Consider the following 23486-nt stretch of genomic DNA (forward strand, 5'->3'; position numbering starts at 1 on the left):
CCTACACCAGATACTGCGACAGGCCGCGCTTGACGAATCGGCCGTCGCCCGGCCTCCCGCGATACTCGCCGCCGTCGACGATGACCCGACCGCGCGAGATCACGGTGTCGACATGCCCGTCGACCTCGAACCCCTCCCACGCCGAGTAGTCCATGTTCATGTGGTGGGTCGCGTCGATGCCGATCGAGGTGTGCCCGTTCGGGTCGTAGACGACGATGTCGGCATCCGCCCCAGGCTGGATCACGCCCTTGCGGCCGTACAGGCCGAACATGCGCGCAGGCGTCGTGCTGGTCAGCTCCACCCAGCGCTCGAGCGTGAGGTGTCCCGCGACAACGCCCTGGTACATCAGGTTCATGCGGTGCTCGATCGAGCCCATCCCGTTCGGGATCGCCCGGAAGTCGCCGCGGCCGAGCTCCTTCTGATCCTTCATGCAGAACGGGCAGTGATCGGTCGAGACCATCTGCAGGTCATTGGTGCGCAGCGCCTGCCACATGTGATCCTGGTGACCCTCCGCATGCGAGCGCAGGGGAGTGGAGCACACCCACTTCGCCCCCTCGAACGTTCCCCACTCGTCGCTGCGCGCTCCGAGCTGATCCTCCAGCGACAGATACAGATACTGCGGGCACGTCTCGCCGAAGACGTTCTTCCCGCCGTCGCGCGCGGTCGCGATCTGGGCCACCGCCTGCTTCGCGCTGACATGCACCACGTACAGCGGCGCCCCGGCGACATCGGCGAGCATGATCGCCCGATGCGTCGCCTCCTCCTCCATCTGCCACGCGCGCGCGATGCCGTGGTAATACGGATCGGTCTTGCCCTGGGCGACCAGCTGTTCGGCGAGCACATCGATCGCCGGGCCGTTCTCGGCGTGCATCATCGTCATCAGACCGGTGTCGGCCGACACCTGCATGGCCCTCAGCACCTGCGCGTCGTCGGAGTAGAACACGCCGGGATACGCCATGAAGAGCTTGAAGCTCGACACCCCCTCATCCAGCAGCCCCCGCATCGCCGCGAGCGAGTCGTCGTCGACGCCGCCGATGATCTGGTGGAAGCCGTAGTCGACCGCGCAGTTTCCGCCGGCGCGCTCGTGCCACTCGGCCAGGCTGTCCTGCACGCGCTCGCCCTGACGCTGCACGACGAAGTCGATGATCGACGTCGTGCCACCCCAGGCCGCGGCGCGCGTGCCCGTCTCGAACGTGTCGGATGCCTCCGTGCCGCCGAACGGCATCTCCATGTGCGTGTGCGCGTCGATCCCGCCGGGGATGACGAACTTGCCCGTCGCGTCGATGACGGTGTCGACCGACGACTTCAGATCGCTGCCGAGCAGCTGCGAACCCGGCTCGAGCACGGCGACGATCCGCTCGTCGTCGACGAGCACATCGGCCTCGCTGCGCCCGGTGGCCGAGACGACGGTGCCGCCCGTGATGAGTGTGGTGGTCATGGCTCGACGATCCCTCCGTAGGTGTCGGGGCGGCGGTCGCGGTAGAACTGCCAGTCGTCGCGCATCTGCCGCACCATGTCGATGTCGAGATCGCGCACCAGCACCTGCTCGTCGGTGTCACTGCCGCGCTCGCCGACGAAGTTCCCGCGCGGGTCGATCACCTGGCTCGTGCCGTAGAAGGCCACGGCGTCGTCGCCGTACTCGTTGTCCTCGCGGCCGACGCGGTTGGGCTGCAGCACGAAGTAGCCGTTGGCGACGGCAGCGGCCGGACCCTCGACCTCCCAGAGCCGGTTGCTGAGTCCGGGCTTGGTGGCGTTGGGATTGAACACCATGTCGGCGCCGTTCAGTCCCAGTTCGCGCCAGCCCTCGGGGAAGTGCCGGTCGTAGCAGATGTACATGCCGACGCGGCCGACGGCCGTGTCCCACACGGGGTAGCCGAGGTTGCCGGGACGGAAGTAGAACTTCTCCCAGAACTTCTCGAGATGCGGCAGGTGGTTCTTGCGGTAGATGCCGAGGATGCTGCCGTCGGCGTCGACCAGCACCGAGGTGTTGTAGTAGACGCCGGTCTGCGCCTCCTCGTAGATCGGCAGCACCAGAACCATCCCCAGCTCCTTCGCGACCGAGCGGAAGCGCTGCACGATCGGGCCATCGGCAGCCTCGGCGAACCGGTAGTACTTCTGGTCCTGGGTGATGCCGAAGTACGGGCCGTAGAAGAGCTCCTGAAAGCTCATCACCTGCGCACCGTCTGCGGCGGCATCCCGCGCGAACTGCTCGTGCTTGTCGAGCATCGACTGCTTGTCACCGGTCCAGGTCGTCTGGCTGATCGCCGCCTTCACCGTCGTCATGGGTATCTCCGTCACGTCGTCGTGCCTGTTCAGCCCGCAGAAAGGGCTTGTGACCGGACACTAGAGCAGAGACGCCCGCGCGGCAAGAGCCGTCAGCCCGACGTCGGTGAGTCAGGATCCCTGGCGTGCGTGCGTCAGGCGCAGCCGACAGGTGTGCGGAGTCACGAACGGCTCGAGCGCACGCACCCGCAACGGCCCGTCGGCCTGCCGCAGCACGTCCTTCACCAGACGCGCGTGCACACTGCAGACCAGCGCCTCGTCGGCGTCGATCATCTCGTGGTACCGGCACGGTGCGAGGCCGATCGAGAGCGTCCGCTCGTCGACCTCCGGCTCCAGCCCGGCGTCGTCGAGATGCTCGTAGAGCACGTCGAGCTGGCGGACCGCATCCTCGCGCAGCGCGTCGGCAGCAGCATCCGACCCAGCATCCGATCCGGCACCCGATCCCGAAACCGACCCGGCATCCGCGGCGATGATCCTGCGCAGCATCCGCCCGCGCGCGCTCGCCCCCGCCACGCGGGCACCGGCCGGCGCGCTGGCGTCGGCGTCGACGACGGGATGGAACACGATCGGCGGGCGTCCCCGCACGCCGACCTGTACCGTCTCGGCGCGGATCAGCCCCTCGTCGCCGAGCACGCGCAGATGGTCGCGCGCGGTGTTCAGCGGGATGCCGCACTCCTCGGCCAGCTCGGCGGCCCGCCGACCGGGCGTGCGCTGCACGGCCCGCAGCAGCTGCAGGCGACGGGGCTGGGTCAGTCCCCGGAAATCATGGGCACGACGCGGCATGCCCAAAGTGTAGGCAGAGCGCGACCCGCGCGGCGTCACCGTGAACCGGATAAAACCGGTGGAACCGACGGCACCCTGCACCGACGGCGGCCAGGCTGGAACACGCCAGACCGGTATCAGAAAGGGAAGATCCGCATGAAGCTCTCACCGGAATCCGAAGCCATCGTCCGCGCCACCGCGGGCGTGGTCGCCGAGAACGCCGAGGCGATCACCAGAGCCTTCTATCCGGCGATGTTCGCCGCCCACCCCGAGCTGCTGAACGTCTTCAACCGCGCCAACCAGGCCGTCGGCGAGCAGCCCAAGGCGCTCGCCGCATCGGTCGTCGCCTTCGCCGTGCAGCTGATCGACCCCGAGGCTCCGGACTTCACCCCGGTGATGCGCCGCATCGCGCACAAGCACGTCTCGCTCGGCATCCACGCCCGGCAGTACACGATCGTCGGCCGGCACCTGCTCGACGCGGTCGGCACGGTGCTCGGCGACGCGGTCACGCCCGAGGTGCGCGCCGCGTGGGACGAGGTGTACTGGCTGTTCGGCACCGCGCTCATCGCCGAAGAGGCGAAGCTGTACGCCGAGGGCGGCACGGCGCCGGACGAGCCATGGCGGCAGTACCGCGTCGTGGAACGCTTCGAGGAGTCCGAAGAGGCGTTCTCGCTCGTGCTGGCACCCGTGAGCGGCACGACCCCCACCCACCGCACCGGCCAGTACGTCGCCATCGCCGTCGACCTGCCCGACGGCACCAGGCAGCCGCGCCAGTACACGATCTCGTCCGGCCCGCGTGGCGACGCCCTGCGCGTGACGATCAAGCGGGTGCACGGGGTCGGCGGAGCCCCGGACGGGCAGGTCTCGACCTGGCTGCACGAGAACGCCCGGCCCGGCACCGTGCTGGATGTCTCGCAGCCGGCCGGCGACGTGGTGCTCGACGACTCCGATTCGCCGCTGGTGCTGGTCTCGGCGGGCATCGGCATCACGCCGGTCGCCGCGATCCTCGAGGACCTCTCGCGCCGCCAGCCGCAGCGCACCGTGCGCCTGTTCCACGCCGACCGTGCGCACGACACCCACGCGCTGTACGCGTCGCTGCGTCGCCAGGTGCTCGCGATGGATGACGCGCGGGCGCAGAACTGGTACGAGGCGGATGCCGATCAGGCGCCGACACTGTACCCGGCCCTTCCCGGGTACATGGCTCTCGCCGAGGTCGACCTGCCCGACGACGCCACCGTGTTCATGTGCGGCCCGCTGCCGTTCATGCGCTCGGCCCGCGCCACGCTGATGCGCCGCGGTGTTCCGAGCGAGCGCATTCACTACGAGGTGTTCGGCCCCGACCTGTGGGCGCAGCAGCCCGACGCCGCCGCGGCCTGACCGCCGGGACCATTCCGACCGGTGCCGACTCAGGCGCCGGTCGGGAACAGCCGCCCGCCGCGCGCCCGCGCGACCACGATGCCGCGTCGCGACGTGGCGAAGCCCGCGAGCATCTCCCGCAGCTCGTCGGCGCCGACGTCGGCGCCGAACGCGTCCGCGCCCGGTTCGAGCATGATGCCGGATGCCAGGGAGCCCGCGACCACCGGATCGAAGCCCAGCAGGTCGACCAGCTGCGCCACCGCGTCGAGATCGCGCTCGTCGTCGCCGGCGATCGCGATCGCCTTGCGGCCGGCCGCGCCGGCGGGTCGCGCCTCGTCCTCGAGGTCGTGGTAGCCCATGTGACCCAGTCCCTTCACCACCCGGGACCCTCGCAGGTGCCGCTGCACGAGCTCGCTGGTCGAGGTGCGCGGGTCGTCGAGATCGGGTCGGATGCCATCGGCGCCCCACCAGTAGTTCATGGCGTCGATGACGAGCTTCCCCTGCAGCGCGTCGGCGGGCAGGTCGCGGTAGCGACCGAGGGGGAGTGCCAGCACGATGGCATCCGATTCGGCGATCACGGTCGCCGGCGACGCCGCCTCCGCCCCGATCGCGGCCATCGGCCCCGCGATCAGCGCGGGCGTCCGGGAGCTTGTGACCAGCACTCGCAGCCCTGCCCGCGCCGCGAGCGCGGCGAGGACGGAGCCGAGCCGCCCGGCGCCGAACATGCCCAGCGTGCGGATCGGGCCCGGTGCGGCGTCGGTGGTCATGGTCGCGTTCAGCCGAGGGTGCCGCTGAGGCGTCCGTGGAAGCGCGTGGAGCGCGCGTCGAGTCCGGTGAAGTGCACGGTGATGCCGTGATCGGCGTACTTGGCCTGCACCGAGTCGAGCGCCGCGACCGTCGACGCGTCCCAGATCTGCGCGGCCGAGAAGTCGACCGTCACCTCGGCGGGGTCGTCGGCGTAGGAGAACTGCTCGACCAGGTCGTTGCTGCTGCCGAAGAACAGCGGGCCATGCACGTGGTAGACGACACCGTCGGATCTCTGCGTGCGCCGCACGTTCACGACGTGCGCCACCCGCCGCGCGAACAGCACGATGGCCAGGATCACACCGATCCCGACGCCGATCGCCAGATTGCCGGTCGCGACGACGACCGCGACCGTGACGACCATCACCGCGGTCTCCGACAGCGGCATACGTCGCAGGGTCGACGGGCGGATGCTGTGCAGGTCGACGGTCGACACGGCGACCACCATCATCACCGCGGCCAGCGCGATCATGGGGATCTGCTCCATGACGTCGCTGAACACCGTCACCAGCGCGAGCAGGAACAGACCCGCGATGAAGGTCGAGATGCGCGTGCGCGCGCGGCCCAGCTTCACGTTCACCACGGTCTGGCCGATCATGGCGCAGCCCGCGATGCCGCCCCAGAACCCGGCGAGGATGTTCGCCACTCCCAACGCCCACGACTCGCGGCCCTTGTGCGAGCGGGTGTCGGTGATGTCGTCGACGAGCTTCGCGGTGAGCAGCGTCTCCATCAGGCCGACGAAGGCGACGCTCAGTGCGGTCGGACCGATGATGCCCAGCGTCTCGAGATTCAGCGGAACCAGCAGCGGGGTGATGCCGGGCAGCCCGCCCGAGATCGCCCCCTCATCGCCCACCGTGGGCACCGACAGGTGCGCGATCATCGTGATGGCGGTGACGACGACGATCGCGACCAGCGGCGCCGGCACGGCCTTCGTCAGCCGCGGCAGCCCGATCACGATCAGCAGCGTGAGGGCGAACAGCGGGTACACCAGCCACGGCACGCCGAGCAGGTGCGGCACCTGGGCGGTGAAGATGAGGATGCCGAGGGCGTTGACGAACCCGATCATCACCGAGCGGGGGATGAACCGCATCAACCGCGCCAGCCCGGTGACGCCGAACAGGATCTGCACGATGCCCGCGAGGATCACGGTGGGCAGCAGGTACTCGGCGCCGTGCTCGCGCACCATCGGCGCGACCACCAGCGCCACCGCGCCGGCGGCGGCCGTGATCATGGCCGGTCGGCCGCCGAGGATCGACATCGAGATCGCCAGCACCACCGACGCGATCAGGCTCACCTTGGGGTCGACACCCGCGATCACCGAGAACGAGATCACCTCGGGGATCAGCGCCAGGGTGGTGACAATGCCGGCGAGCACCTCGGTGGTCAGCAGTCGCGGCTTGCGCAGAGCCTGAATGGTGGTGGGGGAAGCGGTCACCGATCCACCCTACGGGAGCGCGGCGCTCACTCCTGCGCGACCCAGTCCGCCTCCGACACGTGCGGCGGATGCGCGCCGGCGTCGTACACCCGCGCCCAGTGCACATCGACGGCGAGCAGCACGAATCCTTCGTCCAGCGCCCGTGATCCGGGGAAGCGCTGACTGTACGCCTCGCCGAGACGCCATCGCTCCTCATCGTGCGTCACCCTGGCGCGCCCCTCGAGCTGCACGGTCATGTCGCCGGTGACGGCGATCGCGATGCGAGGGTCGCGGGTGATGTTGGAGACCTTCCGCGAGTCCGCCTGCGCGTCGAACACGATCACGCCGTCGTCGTGGGCGTGGATGCCGACGTACGCCGCCTGCGGCTCGCCCGCCGCGCCGATCGTGGCCACCACGCCCGAGCCGCACACCCGGATGAAGTGGGCGACGGCGGCGCGGTCCGCGGCTTCGATGCTCATGTTCAGACGCTACGCGCCTCGGAACCGTCGCGCGAGTCCTCCTTCGCGGTGCCGTCGGCGCGCGACAGTCGCGACGGCCACCAGATCCTCTGACCGATGTCGTAGCTCAGTGCCGGCACCAGCAGTGACCTGACCACGAAGGTGTCGAGCAGCACACCGAACGACACGATGAAGGCGATCTGCACCAGGAACAGGATCGGGATCACCGACAGGGCGGCGAAGGTCGCGGCGAGCACGAGTCCCGCCGAGGTGATCACCCCACCGGTCACCGAGAGCCCGCGCAGGATGCCATCGCGGGTGCCGTGCAGCTTCGACTCCTCGCGCACTCGCGTCATCAGGAAGATGTTGTAGTCGATGCCCAGGGCGACCAGGAACACGAAGCCGTACAGCGGCACGGCGGGGTCGACGCCGGGGAAGTCGAAGATCCCGTTGAACACCAGCGCCGCCACACCGAGCGCGGATCCGAACGACAGCACCGTGGTGAGGATCAGCAGCACCGGGGCGAGAATCGACCGCAGCAGCAGCATGAGGATCAGCAGGATCACCACGAGGATCACCGGGATGATCAGGTTGCGGTCGTGGATCGATGCGGTGTTCGTGTCGATGGAGGTCGCCGTCACACCGCCGACCAGGGCGCCGATCGGGTCGAGTTCGGCGCGCAGGTCGCCCACGGTCTGCTCGGCGGCTGGGGAGTCCGCGGCGTCCGTGAGCGTCGCCTGCAGCAGGACCTGACCGTCGACGACCGTGGGCTCGGGAGCCGGTGTGCCGGGAGGGCCGAGGGGCTGCACGCCGTCCTCAGTGATCGGCGCGGTGCCGGAGGGGGAGTCGGATGCTGTGACGGATGCGGCATCGATCCCGTCGTTCGCGAGCAGGATGTCAGCGGCGTCCTGCATCTCATCCTCGTCGGCGAGCACGTAGACCGGGCTGCCGGACCCACCGGGGAAGTGCTCGCCGAGCACCTGCTGACCGTCCCGCGCCTCGGACTGTCCGAGCACGAGATCGGACTGCGGCACGCCGGTCGCGTCGAGCTGGGTGACTCCGAGGGCGGCGATCGCCAGCACGACGGTGGTCGAGATCCAGATCATCCGCGGGCGGCGGCGGATGAGGCGCGCCAGACGCGGCCAGATGCCGCTGCTGTTCAACGGGTTCGTCTCGTCCGCGTGGTGCGGGTCGAACTCGGGGCGCTTGGGCCAGAACGCGGCGCGGCCGAACAGCCCGAGCAGCGCCGGCAGCAGCGTGAGCGCGGCGAGCATCGCGAACACGATGCCGATCGAGGCGACGGGGCCCAGCGTGCTGTTGGATTTGAGATCGCTCAGCAGCAGGCACAGCAGGCCTGCGATGACCGTGCCGCCCGAGGCGAGGATCGGCTCGAAGGAGCCCTTCCACGCCCGGCGCAGGGCCGTCCATCTGTCTTCGACGTTGCGCAGCTCCTCGCGGAACCTCGCCACCATCAGCAGCGAGTAGTCGGTCGCGGCCCCGATGACGAGGATGAAGAGGATGCCCTGCGTCTGGCCGCTCAGCAGCAGGATGTCGAACTTCGCCGCCCACCAGACCACCAGCAGCGCGACGCACAGTGCGAACACACTCGTGCTCAGCACCACCACCGGAAGCAGCAGCGACCGGTACACGAAGACGAGGATGACCAGCACGGCCAGGAGGGCGACCAGCAGCAGGATGCCGTCGATGCCGGCGAACCCGGCGACGAGATCGGCCGTGAAGCCGGCGGGTCCCGTGATGTGCACCGTGACGCCGTCGGGCATGGCCTCGTTGAGGTCTGCGGAGAGTGCGGAGGTCACATCGCTGATGTCGGCGTCGGAGTCGATGGGCACGAACGCCTGAGCGGCGAGACCGTCTTCAGAGACCAGCACGGGCGAGACGTCCTGCTGCACGCCCTCGGCGGTCGTGGCGTCTTCCAGGGCGTCGGTGAGCTCCTGCTGCAGGGCGTCGTCGATCTCAGCATCCGCTTCGAACACGACGACGGCGGGCAGGGCATCCTCGCCGAGGAATCCGCCGAGCGTGTTCTGCACCTCGGTGGCCGGTGCCGAGTCGGGCAGGTAGGCGGTGCGCTCGTTCGACGAGACCTCTTCCACCTTGCCGAACAGGGGGCCGCCGAGGCCGGCCCCGATCACCCAGAGCAGGATCAGCGCCCCGGAGAGGATGCCCCGCAGCAGGGGCTTCGTGTGCGTGCGTCGCTGCCGGAGTTCGGCTCTCGTCGTCATTCGATTCCTCTCGCCAAGAGAACATTACTCCTGGAGAAGCACTTTGTTCCTATGTGTGGGCTGATGATCGCGTCATCCGTAGGGTGGGGTGATGCAGACAGCCTGGCACCGGATCGACGACGACGCCGAACGCGACGAGCGGATCACCGCGGCGAGGGTGCGGCTGCGGCGCCGTCGCGAGCACGCGGAGCAGACCGAGACGCCCGAGATCGCGGTCGCCGATGGCGAGATCTGGGTGTGTGAGGAGCCGGACCGGGGTGAGTCCATCACGCTGTGGGTGCGGCAGGACGGACCGCACACCTCGCTCGCGGAGATCAGCACCGCCTCAGCAGACTCCGCGGCCGTCTGGGACTGCATCCGCTCCCTCGCTCTCGCGCAGGGCTGGAAGCGGGTGACCTTCAGCGCCTACCGGGGCGATGATCTGGCATCCGCCCTCGCCGAGCACTCCGGTGCGCGGCGGATCGCGACGAAGATGCTGCAGATCACCGACCACGTGCTGCTGCCGCAGGGCATCCGCACCGAGCCGATGTCGGAGCTGGAGTACGCCGCGTACGCCGCGCACAACGACCGGAGTTACGCGGAGGAGCTGCTCGCCAGTGGTTCGGCGGAGGAGATGGATGTCGCGCTGGCAGAGGCGGCCGCCGCCATGGGGCGCCTGCTGCCGCAGGGACTGCAGACCCCGCACCAGCACCTGCACACCGTGCGCACCGTCGATGGTGAGTCCGTCGGAGTGCTGTGGGTGCACGTGCAGGCCGACAGGGCATTCATCTACGACATCGAGATGCGCGACGAGGTGCGCGGACGCGGCTACGGCACGCAGACGCTGCGGGCGGCCGCTGCGCTCGCCCGCGAAGCGGGGCGATCGCGGATCGCCCTGAACGTGTTCGGCCACAACGACCGCGCGCGCCGCCTGTATGCGCGTGAGGGGTACCTCGAGACCGAAGCGATCTGGACGGTGCAGGTCGCCGACTGACCCCCGTCAGCGGAAGTCCCGCGAGCGGTGGCTCACCCCGGTGCGCAGATCCTCGAACGCATCGGCCAGCACGTTGACCACGCCCTCGGTGGAACGCTCAAGAATGCCGCGGACGATCAGGGCCGGCGAGTCGCGGGCGATGCGGCGATAGCGGTTCCACACACCCGGCGAGCACACCACATTCACCAGACCGTGCTCATCTTCGAGGTTCAGGAAGGTGATGCCGCTCGCCGTCGCCGGACGCTGTCGGTGCGTGACCAGCCCCGCGACCTCGATGCGCCGCCCCTCCTCATGGGAACGCAGCTGATCCGAGGCGAGCACGCCGCGCTCGCGCAGCATGGTGCGGAAATGCGTCATCAGATGATCGTCGGTCGAGATGCCGGTCGCCCACAGGTCCGCCGCCAGGCGCTCGTGCCCGCTCTGATCGGCGAACAGCGGCGGCTGCACCGCCATGGTCGTACCCGGCAGGAAGCGGGCGCGGTCGGTTGCCGCGGTCCCGGCCAGCCAGATCGCCTCACGACGGCTGATGCCGAGGCACTCGAAGGCGCCGGCGGTGGCCAGCGCCTCGAGCTGCGCCGCCGTGGCATCCGTCCGCCGCACCAGATCGTGCAGATCACGGAACGGGCCGTGCTCCGTGCGCGCGGCCACGATGCGCTCCGCCAGCGCCGCGCCGATGCCGCGGACACCCGACAGCCCCAGCCGCACCGCGAAGCGGCCGTCCCTGCGATGCACGGCCGACTCATCGGGGGCGTGCGGGTCGAAGGGGAGAGGATGCGGCGGGTCGGTGGCGTGCAGGCAGGAGTCGAGACCGGTGGGGCCTGCGCTGGTGTCCAAAGCAGGGCCGGTGGCAGCCGGGAGGCGCTCGAGCCCATCCATCGCTTCCGAGGCGTGCAGATCGGGGCGCAGCACCCGCACCCCGTGATGGCGGGCGTCAGAGGTCAGAGACGACGCCGAGTAGAACCCCATCGGCTGGGCTCGGAGCAGCCCGGCCAGGAACGCCGCCGGGTAGTGCAGCTTGACCCACGAGCTGGCGTAGACGAGCAGCGCGAACGACAGGGAGTGCGACTCGGCGAAGCCGAAGCTCGAGAACGCCTGGATCTGCGCGTAGATGCGGTCGGCGGCCTCGCCGACCAGCCCCTTCTCGGCCATACCGCGGTACAGCGACTCGCGGATGCGGTCGATCCTCTCCAGCCCCCGCTTGGAGCCCATCGCCCGCCGCAGCAGATCGGCCTCATCGGCCGTGCAGTCGCCGAGCACCGTCGCCATCTGGATCAGCTGCTCCTGGAACACCGGGATCCCCAGGGTGCGGTGCAGCACCGGCTCCAGCGCCGGATGGGCGTAGGTGACCTTCTCCTGACCGAGCTTGCGGCGCACGAAGGGGTGCACGGCGCCGCCCTGGATCGGGCCGGGGCGGATGAGGGCGATCTGGATCGCCAGCTCGTAGAACTCCCGGGGCTGCAACCGGGGGAGCAGCCCCATCTGAGCGCGGGACTCCACCTGGAACACGCCGATCGAATCCGCCCGGCACAGCATGTCGTACACCGCCGGCTCCTCTTTGGGCAGCGTCTGCAGCGTCCAGCGCTCACCGGTGGCCCCGGCGATCAGATCGAAGCTGTACTGCAGAGCCGACAGCATGCCAAGGCCCAGCAGATCGAACTTCACCAGCCCCATCCAGGCCGCGTCGTCCTTGTCCCACTGGATCACCGTGCGATCCGCCATGCGCGCGTTCTCGACCGGCACCACCTCGCCCACCGGGCGCGCCGTGAGCACCATGCCGCCGGAGTGGATGCCCAGATGCCGCGGTGCCTTCAGCAGCTGGCCCGCATAGTCGAGCACATCCGCGGGGATGTCGGTGTCTGGCGCCGCCTCGATGCCGGCGCTCCACCCGTCGACCTGCTTCGACCAGGCATCCTGCTGGCCCGGGGCGTGTCCGAGTGCCCGCGCCATGTCGCGCACCGCGTTCTTCGGGCGGTACTGGATGACGTTCGCCACCTGCGCGGCGCGTTCGCGACCGTACCGCTGATAGACCCACTGGATGATCTCCTCGCGGCGCCCGGAGTCGAAGTCGACGTCGATGTCGGGCTCCTCCTCGCGGGTCGTCGCCAGGAACCGCTCGAACGGCAGCCGGTACAGGATCGGGTCGACCGCGGTGATGCCCAGCAGGTAGCAGACCGCGCTCGCCGCAGCCGATCCGCGACCCTGGCAGAGGATGCCGCGACGCCGGGCCTCTTCGACGATCTCGTGCACGATGAGGAAGTAGCCCGGGAAGTCCTTCTCTTCGATGACGTCCAGTTCACGCTCGATCCGCGCGCGCCCCGCGGCATCCAGACGCGGGTAGCGGTGCGGCACCGCCTCCCATACCAGCGCGCGCAGATGGCTCATGGTGGTGCGGCCCTCGGGCACGGGGGTCTGTGGCAGAGCGGGGCGGGCCCGGCGCAGCGGGAAGGCGCACTCCTCGGCGATCCGCAGGCCGTGCTCGATCGCCCCGGGGAAGCGGCGGAAGCGGCGGGTCATCTCGGCGCCGCTGCGCAGGTGCGCACTGCCGTGGGTCGGCAGCCAGCCGTCGAGCTCATCCATGCTGCGCGTGGCCCGCACCGCCGCGACGGCTTCGGCCAGCCCCGCCCGCTCGGGGGCGGCGTAGTGCACGTTGTTGGTCGCGACCACGGGCAGGCGCAGGTCGCGGGCGAGTTCGGCCAGGGCGTCGTTGCGGCGGGTGTCGAGCGGGTCGCCGTGATCGATCAGCTCGACGGCGACATGATCGTGGCCGAACAGGTCGACCAGTCGTCGCAGTGGAGTTTCGGCATCGCCCTGGGCCAGTCCCCGGCGCACGCCCCCCTTGCGGCAGCCGGTGAGGATCGTCCAGTGCCCGCCCGCGGCGGCGACCAGGTCGTCGAGGTCGTACAGCGGCCGGCCCTTCTCACCGCCGCGCAGCTGGGCACGGGTGATCGCCCCGGACAGCCGGTGGTAGCCCTCGACCCCGCGGGCGAGCACGAGCAGATGATCGCCGACCGGATCGGGCACACCCCCTCTCGAGGGGCTCGGGGACCCGTCCTGCGAGCCGAGCGACAGCTCCGCGCCGAACACGGTCTGTACGCCGGTGAGCTCGGCGGCCTCGGCGAAGCGCGCCGCCCCGTAGAACCCGTCGTGGTCGGTGATCGCCAGTGCGGTCAGCCCCAGTGTCTCGGCCTCGGCCAGCAGCTCATCGGGCGAGGAGGCGCCGTCGAGGAACGAGAACGAGCTGTGCGCGTGCAGTTCGGCATACGGCACGGCGTCATCGGGACGGGTGCGCACGGGCGGCGCCGCGGGCGGTCGATGCCTGCTCAGCGGACCCGGATCGACCCGCGTCATGGGCGGCTCGGCCGACACCGGCGCACTGGTCGGATCGGTCGGAGCGCTCGTCGGCGCACTCGTGGGCGCGCTGGTCGGTGCGCTGAGCGTGCGCTCGAGCTCGGCCCACGAGAGTCTCGGGTTGTTCCAGCCGGCCATCAGCGGTACCTGCCCTCGGCCCACCAGCGCCCGTCGGCGCAGAACACCAGCCAGGCCCGCTGCCGGGCATCCACCAGCTGGAAACGGTGCCCGCTGCGGGCGCGCGCGCCGTCCCACCGGTGCTCGTGCAGCGGCCAGGGGCCCGCCCAGGCGACGATCTGGCTGCCGTCGATCAGTGCGGGAGCACACGACAGCTCGCCGCGATCGTCGACCGTGACCGGCACGCCTTCGGCGCCGGTCACGGTGATCGGATGCAGCGGTGAGAACACCTCGGCGGGCAGCGGACCGGGCAGACTGCCCGGCCAGGGCTGTGACGGATCGCGCTCGAGCACCGCGCGCTCGCCCCACGGCGTCAGCACCTGACGATCGGCGAGCATCCGGCCGCCCGACATCGTCGCGGTGACCACTCCGCGGTGCCCGAGCAGGGTCTGCACCCGCGAGACGGCGTGATGCAGCCGCTCATCGGTGCCAGGGCCGAACAGTCCCGGCTGATGGTGGGCGGCGTCGTCCACGGCGATCGGCGCGATCCGCACGGCGACGATCCCGCGGAAGGCGTGCGCCGCGTCGTGCTCGCCGTCGGTGCGCCCACGGTCAGAGCGTTCGACGAGCGTCTCAAGCTGCCAGCGCACCCGGTCGACGAGGTCACCGGCGTCGAAGCAGGTCGGATGCAGCCAGGAGCGCGAGAAGACGCCGCCGTCGTCATCGGTGAGGTCGATACGGGCCTCGGTGCAGACGAGCGAGGCATCGCCGAGGGCCAGCAGCACGGCATCCGCCGTCTGCCGCACGGCGAACGCGATCTGATCCGACTGCCCCAGCGGAGCGTCGAACTCGATCTCGCGCACGAGCTCGGGGTCCGGAGGCCGCGGAGCAGGCGGCCGGGAGTCGGCACCCTGCGCCAGTGCGTGCAGCCGCGCCCCCTGCTCACCGAGCCGGTCGCGCACCGCCATGGCGTCGAGCCCGGCGAACTCGCCGAGCGTCGAGATGCCGAGCCTGTGCAGCAGTCCCGCAAGCTCGTCGTCGCCGAGCACCGGCACGGGCAGCGGGGCGAGGAAATCCCGCGAACCACCCGGCGGCACGATCGACCGACGGCGTCCGTCTGCGGTCTCTGCGGCGTGTGCGGCGAGCTCGGCGGTGAACACCCCGTCGGCTACCCCGATGCACACCTCGGGGTAGCCCGCCTCGGTCAGCAGCGCGAGCAGGGCATCCGCAGCCTCGCCCTCGCCGCCGTGATAACGCGAGATGCCGCGTGACCGGAGTGCGGCAAGGCCCGGGCGCAGCAGATGCACCCCCGGTGCGTGCTGCTCGACCAGACGCACCACCGGCAGGAAAGCGCGCTCATCGGCGGCGGGATCGTGCGGCAGCATCCGCAGCGAGGGCGAGCGGCCCTGCGCGAGCCGGCGCCGCTGCCCCGCGCGCACGCCCTGCGCACGAGCAGACGCGGTGCAGGCCACGACGAGGTTGCCGTGCACGAGGGCGGTGGGCGGATGCGGGGGCGCGGTGCCCAGCACCGCGCGCAGCGGCCAGTCGGGAAACCACAGCACGTGCATCCGGGTCGGGGTGCTCATCAGGCCACCGCCCAGCTCGGATGCGTCGGCAGCGGGGGCGCCCCGCGCTCGATCACGCGGACGGGTGCGGAGGGCACGGGCTCGACGGGCACGGGTTCGACGGACACGGGCTCGATGCGGCCGAGGCTGCCTGGCAGGCGCACCTGCAGGCTCTGCGGGCGCGGTGCGGAGCGGGTCTGCGCGGTCACGGTCACCGTGCGATCCGACAGCATCCCCCAGCCCTCGCCGATGCCCTCCCAGTGCGGATCGTGCAGGCTGATCATCCCCTCGCTCTGCGGCCACTGCGCGGTGCTCAGCAGCGTGCATCCGCGATCGCGCAGTCGTGCCGCGAGCCGGGTCGCCTCCTGATCGCGCACCGCCGTGCCGGGACTCATCGCGATCAGCGGAACCACCTCGGCCAGCGCCGAGATCACCGCCAGCCATCTCTCGCCGGGGGAGGGCACCAGGATCAGCCGCGACAGGTCGATGCCGAATGTCGCCGCGGCCTCGAGGCCGAGGGTGGGCATGCCGACCGCCGCGCACCAGCTGCCGCGTCGCGATACTGCGCTCATCAGTGCGAAGACGAGGCTCGGCGACGGGGACACCGAGTAGACCGCGCCGGTGTGCAGACCCCCCTTGGGGAGGATCGCCTGCAGTGCGGCGTCGACCGGCAGCACGGTCTCATCGCTGCGCCGCCGCTGCATGCGTCCGATCTCCCGGCGCAGGCGGAGGACCTCTCCCGCCCGCCGGTCGGCGGAGGAGAGCATCGTCGTCGCGATCGCTCCGTCTGGCATACACCCATCCTCGAAGAAATATTCGAACAGTTCAAGTCCACTGTGAACGCTAGTTCGCACATCCGACATCCGAGGGTTATCCACAGGATGCCCTGGGTCGAGCCGCCGACCGCTAGCCTGCGAGGGTGCCCATCCACTCCGTCGCCGTGATCCTCGTGCACCTCGCGCTGGCCGGGATCGGCGTATGGCTGGTCATCATCGACGCCCGCACGCACCGGCTGCCCAACCGCATCGTGCTGCCGACACTGGCCGCCCTCGTGCTGCTCGTGCTCGTCGACGGGCTCGCGACCGGCGAGACCGACCGCATGCTGCGAGCCCTGCTCGGCGGGCTTGCGCTCGGCGTGTTCTACGCCGTGATGCACCTGATCTCGCACCAGGGCATGGGCGGCGGCGATGTGAAGCTCGCCGCCGTGATCGGCCTGGTGCTCGCCTGGCACGGCTGGCAGACCCTGGTGCTGGGAGCGGCGGCGGCCTTCCTGCTCGGCGCGCTCTACGCGATCGCGCTCATGCTGCTGCGGCGCGCCGACCGGCGCACCCACATCGCCTTCGGGCCCTGGATGATCCTCGGCGCCGCCCTCGCCATCGGGCTGACCTGATCACGCCGCACGATTTCCGCGACGATGTCCTGTCACGGGGCTATGGTGAGCACATGGCACTTGCGCGACTTCACGGCGGCCCGCTCGACGGGCAGATCATCCCTCTCGACGATGTCGAGAGGGAGACCCTGATCGTCCCCTACAGCGAGACGCAGGTGACCTACCGGCGCGAGGGCGAGGCCACGAGGACGGGCTCCGATGACGGACCCACCGAGGTCGCGTTCTGGTTCGTCGAAGCCGCCGACGACATCAATCCCAGTGACGACTGACCCGCAGCGCACTTTCGAGGTCGAGCGGAAGTACGACGCCGACGCCGGCACCCCGCTGCCGACCTGGGATGACGTGCCGGGGGTGAGTGCGGTGAGCGCCGGTGAACTGCGTGAGCTGGACGCCCGATACTTCGACACCGCCGACGCAGCCCTGGCCCGCAACGGCGTCGCGCTGCGGCGCCGCACCGGTGGCCCCGACGCCGGCTGGCACATCAAGGGGCCCCGGCAGGGCGACGGCCGCCTCGAGCTGGGCTGGCCGATCGATGAGGACGGTCGGATGCCCGATGCCGTGGCATCCGTCGTCGCGCAGTGGACGGATGCCGAGCTGCTGCCGCTGGCGCGCATCGAGAACCACCGCACCGCGTATCTGCTCAGCGGTGACGACGGCGTGATCGCCGAGTTCGTCGACGACCGGGTGCGCGCCACCGACCTGCGCACCGGCGCGCGCCGCGAATGGCGGGAGTGGGAGATGGAGCTGGGGCCGGCGGCGCCGGCCGATCAGCACGGCCGTGCGGCGTTCTTCGCCGCCGTGGAGAGCGCCGTCCTGGCATCCGGAGGGCGACCGCCCTCGTCCGGGTCGAAGCTCGCTCGCGCGCTCGGCTTCTGAGAAACGCGGACGTACCCGCACAGGACGGCCGCGCGCAAGGCCTTTCTCACCCCCGCGCCGGCGTGATTCAGTGGGGCGATGACCCACCGCGCGCACCTTCGCTCCCTGCAGACGATCGTCCCCGACACCGAGCTGGTCCAGGATGACGTGCGAGACGTCTTCGCCGCGCAACCCGATCTGGGGCGCCTCGCGAAGCGGATCGTGAGCGCGTCCTTCAACGGCTCCGGCATCGACACCCGCTACACGGTGCTCGGTGAGCTCACCCATGAGGCATCCGATTCGCCGGACTTCTTCGACAGCGCATCCGGGCTTCTGCTCTCGCCGGGCACCAAGACGCGCAACGAGCTCTATGTCCGCGAGGCCACGAAGCTGTTCGTCGAGGCGGCGCGGCGGGCGATCGATGCCGACCCCGAACTCGGCGCCGCAGACATCACGCACGTGATCACGGTCTCCTGCACCGGGTTCCATGCGCCCGGCCCCGACTACGCCATCGTGCGCGCGCTCGACCTGGCCGACAGCGTGCAGCGCTACCATCTCGGCTTCATGGGCTGCTACGCCTCGATGCCGGCGCTGCGCGCGGCGGCGCAGTTCTGCGAGGCGGATCCAGAGGCGGTCGTCCTCGTCGTCAGCGTCGAACTCTGCACTCTGCATCTGCGCTCCTCGGAGGATCCGGACATGATCGTCGCCTCGTCGCTGTTCGCCGACGGGGCGGCGGCCGGCCTGGTGACCGCGCGTCCGCACCCCGCGGGCGCACCGGCCCTCGTCCTCGAGGGCTTCCACACGGCACTGGCCACCGACGGGGAGCGGGACATGGCCTGGACGATCGGCGACGAGGGCTTCGAGATGATCCTCTCCACCGCCGTCCCGCAGATCATCGGCGACAGCATCCAGACGGCGCTGCGTCCGCTGTTCACGGAATCGGACGACTTGGCGGCGGCCTTTGACGACGGGACGATCGGCGAGCAGGTCGCGCACTGGGCGATCCATCCCGGGGGACGGAGCATCCTCGACAAGGTGCAGGAGCGGCTGCACCTGAGCGATGAGCAGCTGCATCCCGCGCGCGACGTGCTGCGCACGTGCGGCAACATGTCCAGCGCCACGGTGCTGTTCGTGCTGCAGAGCATCCTCGCGGGAGCGGCCGATGGAGAGCGCGTGGCGGCCATGGCGTTCGGCCCGGGACTGACGGCCGAGAGCGCCCTGATGACGGTCGTCGCGAGCGGGGAGAGATGACGCCCGATCTGTCCGCGCGCGCGGAGGACGCGCGCGAGCTGATGGACGATCCGAATGCGGATGCCCGCGTGCTCGCGCGCACCTACGAGCAGTTCGGCCTGATCAACGCCGTCGTCACCCGCTGGCATCGCGCGTATCGACGGGACATCCGCCCGAGGGCGATACAGCGCCCGCTGCGCATCCTCGACGTGGGTGCAGGCGGGGGAGACCTTCCGCGCGCTCTCGCCGGATGGATGCGACGCGACGGCGTGGCGGGCGAGATCACGGCCTTGGATGCCGATGAGCGGGCGATCCGGTGGGCGGTCGATCACGACGAACAGGGCGACGTCATCTATCGCTGTGCGCTTCTCAGCGACCTCGTCACGGCGGGCGAGGTCTTCGACGTCGTGCTCTCGAACCACCTGCTGCATCACCTCGATGCGGCGGAGCTGCCCGGCTTCCTGGCGGATTCACGCAGCCTGGTCCCGGCCGCGGGACTCGTCGCCCACCACGACATCGCGCGCAGCGCCGCCGCCTATCGGCTGTTCGCCGCGGGCACGCTGCCGTTCACGAGGAACCTCCTGTCCGGCTCGTTCATCCGGGAGGACGGGCTCACCAGCATCCGACGTTCCTACACGGCGAGCGAACTGGCGGCGCTCGCACCGAAGGGATGGACGGTCCGCACGGGCGTGCCTGCGCGTCTGCAGCTGCGTTGGGAGGGTCGTCGTGCCGGAGCATGACGTCATCATCGCGGGCGCGGGGCCGGTCGGCATGCTGCTCGGCTGCCTGCTCGCCGAGCGCGGCGTCGACGTGATGATCTGCGAGCGACGTGACGGACCGGATGAGCGCACCCGCGCCATCGGCGTGCACCCGCCGGGACTTGCCGCGCTGGACGCCGCGGGCGTCAGCGCGCAGTTCCGTGGCGAGGCCGTTGCGCTCGAGCGTGGCGAGGTGCACGCACGAGGGCGGATGCTGGCATCGGTCGCGTTCGGCGCCGAGCGCCGCGTGCTGGTGCTGCCGCAGCGACGCACAGATGCCATCCTGCGCGAGCGACTGAAGGCACTCGGCGTCCCCGTGCGCACGAAGTGCGAAGTCGTCGCGGTGCACCAGGACGAGTCGGCGGTGACGGTGCGCGCGCGATCCGAAGGTCAGGAGCGGGAGACCGACGCCTCGCTCCTCGTCGTCGCGGACGGTGTCCGCAGCGCCCTTCGCGAGGCGCTGCACATCCCATGGCAGCGGCGCGGCAGCGCGGCGCGATACTCGATGATCGACGTGCCCGATGCTGATGAAGAGCCCGTCGCGCGGCTGTACTGCGAGCCCGGGGGACTGGTGGAGTCCTTCCCGCTGCCGCAGGGGCGACGGCGGTGGGTCGTGCGGCATGCGAGGGGTGTGGAGACGCTGCCCGCCGAGCGGTTCGTCGCCGAGATCGGCGCGCGCACCGGCATCCGGATCACGATCGCCGAGCCCGCCACGACCGAGCCGACGACGTTCATCGCGTCGCAGCACCGGGCCGAGCGGACGGCCTACGGTCGGGTCGTCCTGCTCGGGGACGCAGCCCACGAGATCAGCCCCATCGGCGGACAGGGGATGAACCTCGGCTGGGCGAACGCTCTCGAACTGGCGGGGGTGCTCATCCGCGGCCCGCGAGTCGGGGGAGATGAGCTGGGCGTCTACGCGCGCCGGGTCGCCCGAGCAGCCGCCGATGCGCAGCGGCGCGCCGGCTTCTACATGTCGATGGGCGCGCCCGCCGATGCCGGGCGACAACGCGCCCGAGAGCTGCTGATCCGCATGCTGGGCATGCCGCCGCTGCGCGGCGCCGCAGCATCGCTGGTGACCATGCGCGGCATCTGAGGCGCACAGCCTCGCCTGCGTCGTGCCAGGCGCAGCGTCGAGGCCCCCGCGCAGCGTCGAGGCCCCCGTTCACCAGCGCACCTCAGGCGGGGCGTCAGCGACCAACGGGGGCCTCGATGAAAGGGGGTGTCACATGTTGATCATGTGACCGGTGAGGCCGTGGAAGGCCTCCTGCAGAGCTTCCGAGAGCGTGGGGTGGGTGTGCACGTTGCGGGCCGCCTCGAGGGCGGTGAGGTCCCACTTCTGCGCGAGGGTCAGCTCGGGCAGCAGCTCCGAGACGTCGGGGCCGATCAGATGGCCGCCGATGAGCTCGAGGTGCTCGGCATCGGCGATGAGCTTGACGAAGCCGACGGGCTCGCCCAGGCCGTTCGCCTTGCCGTTGGCGCTGAACGGGAACTTCGCGACCTTGATCTCGCGTCCCTCGGCCTTGGCCTGCTCCTCGGTGAGGCCGAAGCTGGCGACCTGCGGCTGGCAGAAGGTCGCGCGCGGCATCATGCGGTAGTCGCCGAGCGTCATGGTCTCGGCCTTGCCGATGGTCTCGGCCGCGACGACCGCCTGTGCCTCGGCGACGTGCGCGAGCTGCAGCTTGGCGGTGACGTCGCCGATCGCGTAGATGCCCTCGACACTGGTGCGCATGTGGTCGTCGATGTCGATCGCGCCGCGCTCGGTGAGCTTGACGCCGGTGTTCTCCAGGCCGAATCCCTCGACGTTCGGAGCGAAGCCGACCGACATGAGCACCTTGCCCGCGGTGATCTCGCCGGGCTGGCCTTCGCGGGTCTCGTAGGTGACGTGCACCGAGTCGCCGTTATCGGTGACGGTCTTCACCGCGGTGGAGGTGAGGATGTCGACGCCGAGTTTCTTGTACTGCTTCTGGATCTCCTTCGAGACCTCGGCGTCCTCGTTGGGGAGGGCACGGTCGAGGAACTCGATGATGGTGACCTTGACGCCGTAGTTGGTCAGCACGTAGCCGAACTCCATGCCGATGGCGCCGGCGCCGACGATGACGATCGACTCGGGCAGCTCGCGGGAGAGGATCTGCTCCTCGTAGGTGACGACGTTGTCGCTGAGCTGCACGCCGGGCAGCAGGCGCACGGTCGACCCGGTGGCGATGATCGCATTGTCGAAGGTGATCTCCTCGGTGGTGCCGTCGGCCTTGGCCACCGAGATCGCCTTGGGGCCGGTGAAGGAGCCGCGACCCTCGTACTCGGTCACCTTGTTCTTCTTCATGAGGAAGTGGATGCCCTTGACGTGCGTGTCGGCGACCTTGCGGCTGCGGTCGAACGCGGCGCCGAAGTCGAAGCTCACGTCACCGGAGATGCCGAAGAAGTCGGCCTTGTGCGTGAACGTGTGCGCGATCTCGGCGTTCTTCAGGAGAGACTTGGAGGGGATGCAGCCGACGTTCAGGCAGACACCGCCCCAGTACTTCTCCTCGATGATCGCGGTGGACAGGCCGAGCTGTGCGCTGCGGACGGCGGCGACGTAGCCGCCGGGGCCCGCACCGAGGATGACGACATCGTAATGTGGCATGTTCTCAGCCTATCCCGCGCGTGCGGTCGGGGTGCGGACGTGGATCGAAGAGCGCAGATCGCCCTCCCGGACGGCCGGTCCGATCCGATAGGCTGGTGGACCGGAGGAGGGAGAACCGTGACAGACGACAGCACGAACAGCGCCGGAGGGGCGATCCACCGCAATGGTGATGAGCCGCGTCGCGATGTGACGCAGACATTCGGCCATGAATCGGACCTCTCCTTCGTGCCCTTCGGCGCCGACCTCACCGAGGTCGAAGCGGCGGCCATCTCCGCGCTGCCCGCGGGATCCGCACTGCTCCTGGTGCGCGCCGGTGCTCTGGCCGGGGCCCGCTATCTCCTCGACGCCGACGTGACCACCGTCGGACGCCACCCCGAGGCCGACATCTTCTTCGACGACGTGACCGTCTCCCGTCGTCACGCCGAGATCACCCGCTCCGGCTCGGTGTTCGAGATCGTCGACCAGCGCTCGCTCAACGGCACCTACGTGAACGGCGAGCGCGTCGACCGCAGTGAGCTGGCCAACGGCTACGAGCTGCGCATCGGCAAGTTCCGCATGAACTTCTTCGCATCACCGGCCGATCTCGCGACGGCGAACGACTGATGGCGGCGGGGGGTGCGGCCCGCGAGCGCTCCGCGCCCACGGGCCTGCTCAGCATCGGCCAGGTTCTGGCGCGTCTCACACCGGAGTTCCCGCAGCTCACCTCGAGCAAGCTGCGCTTCCTCGAGGTGCAGGGCATCGTCTCTCCCTCGCGCACGGAGTCGGGCTACCGCAAGTTCTCGGCCGCCGACGTCGAGCGGCTGCGTGCGGCGCTGACCCTGCAGCGTGACCACTACCTGCCGCTCAGCGTGATCCGCGAGCAGCTCGACCAGGCCGAGGCCGATGGCGAGGGGCACGCCGTCGTCGCACCGCCGTCGATCGCAGCATCCCCGCGTCGTCACCGGCGTGAGGAGCTGCTGCTGCGCACCGGGGCCACTCCGCAGCTGCTCAACGACGCGATCAGCGCCGGCCTGATCCATGCGTCCGAGTCGTACTCCGATCAGGTGTCGTCCTTGCTGTCGGGACTGGTCACGCTCGCACGACACGGGATCGAGCCGCGTCATCTGCGCAGCATGCGGCAGAACGCCGAGCGCGAGGCCGCGCTCATCGAATCAGCGCTGGCCACCCTGCTGCGGCGCACCGACGCCGCGTCGCGGGGTCGCGCCGCCGAGCTCGCACCCGAGCTGGCCACGCACATCGACGAGGTGCGCCGGCTGCTGGTGAAGCAGTCGATCGAGCGAGTGCTTTCGTAACGAACGGGTTGCGACACACCT

The 23486-nt window shown here is 70.2% G+C and carries 21 protein-coding genes; 10 read left to right on the plus strand and 11 right to left on the minus strand.

What is annotated here, in order from left to right:
- Window position 1: 1 nt before the first annotated feature.
- From hydA to WDU99_RS00275, 3 genes are all read right to left on the minus strand, one after another.
- Window positions 2–1438 carry a dihydropyrimidinase gene (hydA, locus tag WDU99_RS00265; protein WP_337330429.1) on the minus strand — a complete coding sequence of 479 codons (1437 nt, stop codon included), beginning with the start codon at window positions 1436–1438 and terminating at the stop codon, window positions 2–4.
- Complete coding sequence (locus WDU99_RS00270; protein WP_337330430.1) at window positions 1435–2283, minus strand: nitrilase-related carbon-nitrogen hydrolase; 849 nt, start codon at window positions 2281–2283, stop codon at window positions 1435–1437. The genes hydA and WDU99_RS00270 overlap by 4 nt, the downstream gene beginning before the upstream one ends.
- A gap of 111 nt (window positions 2284–2394) precedes the next feature.
- Window positions 2395–3066, minus strand: a complete 672-nt coding sequence (locus WDU99_RS00275) for a helix-turn-helix domain-containing protein (protein ID WP_337330431.1) — start codon at window positions 3064–3066, stop codon at window positions 2395–2397.
- A gap of 135 nt (window positions 3067–3201) precedes the next feature.
- Between WDU99_RS00275 and WDU99_RS00280 the strand changes: the two genes are divergently transcribed.
- Window positions 3202–4422 carry a globin domain-containing protein gene (locus WDU99_RS00280; RefSeq protein ID WP_337330432.1) on the plus strand — a complete coding sequence of 407 codons (1221 nt, stop codon included), beginning with the start codon at window positions 3202–3204 and terminating at the stop codon, window positions 4420–4422.
- A gap of 29 nt (window positions 4423–4451) precedes the next feature.
- On the opposite strand, the gene WDU99_RS00285 is transcribed toward WDU99_RS00280, so the two are convergent.
- The 4 genes from WDU99_RS00285 to WDU99_RS00300 are packed head-to-tail and all read right to left on the minus strand — an operon-like array spanning window position 4452 to window position 9317.
- The gene (locus WDU99_RS00285; protein WP_337330433.1) at window positions 4452–5168 is read right to left on the minus strand and encodes an NADPH-dependent F420 reductase; all 717 of its coding nucleotides are present in this window, start codon (window positions 5166–5168) and stop codon (window positions 4452–4454) included.
- An 8-nt stretch (window positions 5169–5176) separates the two neighbouring features.
- Window positions 5177–6640, minus strand: coding sequence for a SulP family inorganic anion transporter (locus WDU99_RS00290; RefSeq protein WP_337330434.1), 1464 nt, complete (start codon window positions 6638–6640; stop codon window positions 5177–5179).
- Window positions 6641–6666: 26 nt separating this feature from the next.
- Entirely contained in the window at window positions 6667–7098 is a 432-nt protein-coding gene (locus WDU99_RS00295; protein ID WP_337330435.1) for a pyridoxamine 5'-phosphate oxidase family protein, read from the minus strand.
- A 2-nt stretch (window positions 7099–7100) separates the two neighbouring features.
- Window positions 7101–9317, minus strand: coding sequence for an MMPL family transporter (locus WDU99_RS00300; RefSeq protein WP_337330436.1), 2217 nt, complete (start codon window positions 9315–9317; stop codon window positions 7101–7103).
- A gap of 91 nt (window positions 9318–9408) precedes the next feature.
- On the opposite strand from WDU99_RS00300, the gene WDU99_RS00305 reads away from it, so the two are divergent.
- Entirely contained in the window at window positions 9409–10290 is an 882-nt protein-coding gene (locus tag WDU99_RS00305; RefSeq protein WP_337330437.1) for a GNAT family N-acetyltransferase, read from the plus strand.
- A 6-nt stretch (window positions 10291–10296) separates the two neighbouring features.
- Here the strand turns inward: WDU99_RS00305 and WDU99_RS00310 are convergent, their stop codons facing one another.
- The 3 genes from WDU99_RS00310 to WDU99_RS00320 are packed head-to-tail and all read right to left on the minus strand — an operon-like array spanning window position 10297 to window position 16114.
- A complete protein-coding gene (locus tag WDU99_RS00310; protein ID WP_337330438.1) occupies window positions 10297–13776 on the minus strand; it encodes an error-prone DNA polymerase in 3480 nt (1159 codons plus the stop codon).
- Window positions 13776–15341 carry a DNA polymerase Y family protein gene (locus tag WDU99_RS00315; RefSeq protein ID WP_337330439.1) on the minus strand — a complete coding sequence of 522 codons (1566 nt, stop codon included), beginning with the start codon at window positions 15339–15341 and terminating at the stop codon, window positions 13776–13778. The genes WDU99_RS00310 and WDU99_RS00315 overlap by 1 nt, the downstream gene beginning before the upstream one ends.
- Window positions 15341–16114 carry a hypothetical protein gene (locus WDU99_RS00320; RefSeq protein WP_337330440.1) on the minus strand — a complete coding sequence of 258 codons (774 nt, stop codon included), beginning with the start codon at window positions 16112–16114 and terminating at the stop codon, window positions 15341–15343. The genes WDU99_RS00315 and WDU99_RS00320 overlap by 1 nt, the downstream gene beginning before the upstream one ends.
- 125 nt (window positions 16115–16239) lie before the next feature.
- Between WDU99_RS00320 and WDU99_RS00325 the strand changes: the two genes are divergently transcribed.
- The 6 genes from WDU99_RS00325 (at window position 16240) to WDU99_RS00350 (ending at window position 20646) form a co-directional block, all read left to right on the plus strand.
- Entirely contained in the window at window positions 16240–16710 is a 471-nt protein-coding gene (locus WDU99_RS00325) for an A24 family peptidase (RefSeq protein ID WP_337330441.1), read from the plus strand.
- 53 nt (window positions 16711–16763) lie between these two features.
- Window positions 16764–16979: a response regulator gene (locus tag WDU99_RS00330; RefSeq protein ID WP_337330442.1), complete on the plus strand. Its 216-nt coding sequence runs from the start codon at window positions 16764–16766 to the stop codon at window positions 16977–16979.
- Window positions 16969–17586 (plus strand): CYTH domain-containing protein, encoded by a 618-nt coding sequence (locus tag WDU99_RS00335; RefSeq protein ID WP_337330443.1) that lies wholly within the window; start codon window positions 16969–16971, stop codon window positions 17584–17586. The genes WDU99_RS00330 and WDU99_RS00335 overlap by 11 nt, the downstream gene beginning before the upstream one ends.
- Window positions 17587–17664: 78 nt before the next feature.
- Complete coding sequence (locus WDU99_RS00340; RefSeq protein ID WP_337330444.1) at window positions 17665–18816, plus strand: type III polyketide synthase; 1152 nt, start codon at window positions 17665–17667, stop codon at window positions 18814–18816.
- Entirely contained in the window at window positions 18813–19535 is a 723-nt protein-coding gene (locus tag WDU99_RS00345) for a methyltransferase domain-containing protein (protein ID WP_337330445.1), read from the plus strand. The genes WDU99_RS00340 and WDU99_RS00345 overlap by 4 nt, the downstream gene beginning before the upstream one ends.
- On the plus strand, window positions 19522–20646 hold the full coding sequence (locus tag WDU99_RS00350) for an FAD-dependent oxidoreductase (protein ID WP_337330446.1): 1125 nt from the start codon (window positions 19522–19524) through the stop codon (window positions 20644–20646). The genes WDU99_RS00345 and WDU99_RS00350 overlap by 14 nt, the downstream gene beginning before the upstream one ends.
- A gap of 129 nt (window positions 20647–20775) precedes the next feature.
- Here WDU99_RS00350 and lpdA read toward each other — a convergent pair whose 3' ends face one another.
- Window positions 20776–22173: a dihydrolipoyl dehydrogenase gene (gene lpdA, locus WDU99_RS00355; protein WP_337330447.1), complete on the minus strand. Its 1398-nt coding sequence runs from the start codon at window positions 22171–22173 to the stop codon at window positions 20776–20778.
- A 117-nt stretch (window positions 22174–22290) separates the two neighbouring features.
- Here lpdA and WDU99_RS00360 point away from each other — a divergent pair, with 117 nt between their 5' ends.
- Window positions 22291–22776: an FHA domain-containing protein gene (locus tag WDU99_RS00360; protein ID WP_337330448.1), complete on the plus strand. Its 486-nt coding sequence runs from the start codon at window positions 22291–22293 to the stop codon at window positions 22774–22776.
- The gene (gene ftsR / locus WDU99_RS00365; protein ID WP_337330449.1) at window positions 22776–23465 is read left to right on the plus strand and encodes a transcriptional regulator FtsR; all 690 of its coding nucleotides are present in this window, start codon (window positions 22776–22778) and stop codon (window positions 23463–23465) included. The genes WDU99_RS00360 and ftsR overlap by 1 nt, the downstream gene beginning before the upstream one ends.
- Window positions 23466–23486: the final 21 nt, after the last annotated feature.

Source organism: Microbacterium bandirmense (assembly GCF_037204185.1).
In the GTDB taxonomy this organism is placed as follows: Bacteria; Actinomycetota; Actinomycetes; order Actinomycetales; family Microbacteriaceae; genus Microbacterium; species Microbacterium bandirmense.

Bases quoted from the DNA above. Each gene is read 5' to 3' on its own strand.
- WDU99_RS00280 (WP_337330432.1), top strand. From the start codon at position 3,202: ATGAAGCTCTCACCGGAATCCGAAGCCATCGTCCGCGCCACCGCGGGC.
- WDU99_RS00315 (WP_337330439.1), bottom strand. From the start codon at position 15,341: ATGAGCACCCCGACCCGGATGCACGTGCTGTGGTTTCCCGACTGGCCG.
- WDU99_RS00330 (WP_337330442.1), top strand. From the start codon at position 16,764: ATGGCACTTGCGCGACTTCACGGCGGCCCGCTCGACGGGCAGATCATC.
- WDU99_RS00275 (WP_337330431.1), bottom strand. From the start codon at position 3,066: ATGCCGCGTCGTGCCCATGATTTCCGGGGACTGACCCAGCCCCGTCGC.
- WDU99_RS00270 (WP_337330430.1), bottom strand. From the start codon at position 2,283: ATGACGACGGTGAAGGCGGCGATCAGCCAGACGACCTGGACCGGTGAC.
- WDU99_RS00300 (WP_337330436.1), bottom strand. From the start codon at position 9,317: ATGACGACGAGAGCCGAACTCCGGCAGCGACGCACGCACACGAAGCCC.
- WDU99_RS00320 (WP_337330440.1), bottom strand. From the start codon at position 16,114: ATGCCAGACGGAGCGATCGCGACGACGATGCTCTCCTCCGCCGACCGG.
- WDU99_RS00345 (WP_337330445.1), top strand. From the start codon at position 18,813: ATGACGCCCGATCTGTCCGCGCGCGCGGAGGACGCGCGCGAGCTGATG.
- WDU99_RS00295 (WP_337330435.1), bottom strand. From the start codon at position 7,098: ATGAGCATCGAAGCCGCGGACCGCGCCGCCGTCGCCCACTTCATCCGG.
- WDU99_RS00310 (WP_337330438.1), bottom strand. From the start codon at position 13,776: ATGGCCGGCTGGAACAACCCGAGACTCTCGTGGGCCGAGCTCGAGCGC.
- WDU99_RS00305 (WP_337330437.1), top strand. From the start codon at position 9,409: ATGCAGACAGCCTGGCACCGGATCGACGACGACGCCGAACGCGACGAG.
- lpdA (WP_337330447.1), bottom strand. From the start codon at position 22,173: ATGCCACATTACGATGTCGTCATCCTCGGTGCGGGCCCCGGCGGCTAC.
- WDU99_RS00340 (WP_337330444.1), top strand. From the start codon at position 17,665: ATGACCCACCGCGCGCACCTTCGCTCCCTGCAGACGATCGTCCCCGAC.
- ftsR (WP_337330449.1), top strand. From the start codon at position 22,776: ATGGCGGCGGGGGGTGCGGCCCGCGAGCGCTCCGCGCCCACGGGCCTG.
- WDU99_RS00285 (WP_337330433.1), bottom strand. From the start codon at position 5,168: ATGACCACCGACGCCGCACCGGGCCCGATCCGCACGCTGGGCATGTTC.
- hydA (WP_337330429.1), bottom strand. From the start codon at position 1,438: ATGACCACCACACTCATCACGGGCGGCACCGTCGTCTCGGCCACCGGG.